Origin of the sequence: Sphingobium sp. TB-6, assembly GCF_012927365.1 — a bacterium.
In the GTDB taxonomy this organism is placed as follows: Bacteria; Pseudomonadota; Alphaproteobacteria; order Sphingomonadales; family Sphingomonadaceae; genus Sphingobium.
Window position 1 is genome coordinate 1 of record NZ_JABBGL010000048.1, and the last position, 2,207, is coordinate 2,207.

At 58.4% G+C, this 2,207-nt stretch carries 1 protein-coding gene and 1 pseudogene; both read right to left on the minus strand.

The window, feature by feature from the left end:
* Positions 1 to 270: 270 nt before the first annotated feature.
* Complete coding sequence (locus tag HHL26_RS23980; protein WP_008832040.1) at positions 271 to 825, minus strand: hypothetical protein; 555 nt, start codon at positions 823 to 825, stop codon at positions 271 to 273.
* 242 nt (positions 826 to 1,067) lie between these two features.
* Positions 1,068 to 2,082, minus strand: a pseudogene (locus HHL26_RS23985) (transposase); the annotation flags it as partial.
* Positions 2,083 to 2,207 lie beyond the last annotated feature (125 nt).

Consider the following 2,207-nt stretch of genomic DNA (forward strand, 5'->3'; position numbering starts at 1 on the left):
TCGAGCCTGGGGATGTATCTGCACCATCACGAAACCTCATCAGCAAGGACGGCAAAGCGCCACGCGTGATCCGCGATGGCATTCTTTACCATATCCCAATGATGTGTCGCAACCAGACAGCTAGTCCAGTCGTAGAAGCTATTACCACCCTTTGATTCCCTAGTTCAGATGCCTGCACGTATGCCGAACGATCACCATGGGACGCTCGCATCACGATCTAACGGTGATGAAAAGCCATCGTGCTTGCCTATAGAAGGCAAGGAACGCGAGTCACACCCCGGAGCGCAGGGCACGGCGCGCTTCCTCAGTGATGGCGTACATGACCTGACGCTGCGCGCCGCGATTGTGATGATCGACCCGATATCCTTGATATCGCCTTTGGACTAATCCGGCTCGAACCAGTTCTGAGACGGCGCGACTGACGTTAGTTCGACCGGAAATCCGGATGCGCTCGCGTACCAGATCGTCGATCAAGGCGCCTGCTGCCGCGCTATCTTCTGGTAGCGCATTATCGTCCTCCAGCGCGCGTCGAACCTTTCCGGCGATCGCGAGCCGGCGGGGATCGCGCTGGGCGACCGGGGTCAGAGCGTCAGATAACCAGTCTCGAACCGGAATCCGCGTCTCGCCCGCTCGGACGAACGGACCGGCCGAGCCAGTTTTCGCACTCAATTGCGCGATCAGATTCAGCACCATGAAGCTGTACCGGGGGCGCTCGCAAAAGTCGGCCAGTCGCTCGAGGATACCAGGCACGTCGAGCACCGGTTGTTCCGAAACGCTGGCCGGTTCCGAGGTCGCCTCTGTGGCAAAAAGATCAGGCTGAAACATCAGAACATTTGAAGCACAATAAGAACGGAATGTGAATCCGTTATCGACCGGCTAAGGCGGTTGGACCAGTCGTGGCACTTCACCGAAGCGCAGCGGCTATTAGAGCGTGAGGTCACTAACTCGCTAGATCCTCGCTACCCACAGAACTGAGGACCGTGGCACTTTACCGACGGGTGAAGTGCCGCGGTTGGCATGCGATGTCCTCCGCAAAATACGGGCCGTTTGCGGGAGGGAGCGAAATCCTACGCTAAGGATTTTGGCCAGCGATATTCGCCGGTGAGGTTGATTTGCTCCCAAACCAGCGGTGAGAAATGGGCGAGGAGATCGGGTGGGACGGTAGCGCCATTAGCGGATCGACCGGTGACGACATCGCTGAGCTTAATCTTATTCCAGAAGATGATGATGGCGGCGAGGAAGTTCATGCCGGCGATGTGATAATGCTGACCTTCACCCGATCGGTCCCGGATTTCACCGCGCCGATGGAAGCTGATGGCGCGCTTCAGCGCATGATGGGCTTCACCTTTTTTGAGGCCGATCTGGGCCTCGCGCTGCAAACCGGCGTCTAGAGTCCAGTCGATCATGAACAGCGCCCGTTCGACAAGACCGACTTCCCAAAGGGCAAGGGCCAGCTCATTTTGACGAGGATATGAAGCCAGCTTCCGCAGAATCTGGCTGGGGGCGACAATGTCGGCGGCGATCGTGGCCATGACCCGCAGGATGTCGGGCCAGTTCCGCTCGATGAGGGGCTCATTGATCTTCCCGCCTACCAGACCCCGCACATTGGCCGGCGTCGCACCGGGGGTAAAGGCATAGTGTCTTTTCTGTTGCAGGTCGCGGATGCGTGGCGCGAACCTGTAGCCGAGAAGCGAGCAGGCGACGAAGACGTGATCGGTAAATTCGCCCGTATCGGCAATGTGCTGACGGACATGGCGGCCTGCGTCATTCATGAGCAGCCCGTCGAGAATATAGGGTGCCTTTGCTGACGGTCGCCGGGATGACCTGGGTAGCAAACGGCGCGTATTGATCAGAGACATGGCTGTATCCTTTCAAGCCTGGGACATTGCCGTATTTGGCGTTGACCATGTTCATCGCTTCGCCCCGCTCGGTCGCGAGGAAGAACTGTCCGTCGCTGGAGGCGGAGTGCCCCTGTCCCCAGAACGCGGCCATGGGTAGATCGGCATGTGCCTCCAAGATCAAGGCGAGCGCCCGATCATAGGCCCTGCCTTCAACATGCCAACGCGCGCTCCGCAGCAATTGGACACCTTCTGTCATTGGGTGCGGGACTGCAAGGTAGATCGACTTGGGGTTCATGCTTCTGTCCGTGATCGACGCGTGGTCGTCACATGATGCGGTCGGAAAAATCAGGGTAGCCGATCTCGAAA

Coding starts and splice junctions, on each gene's coding strand:
- HHL26_RS23980 (WP_008832040.1), bottom strand. CDS start 825: ATGTTTCAGCCTGATCTTTTTGCCACAGAGGCGACCTCGGAACCGGCC.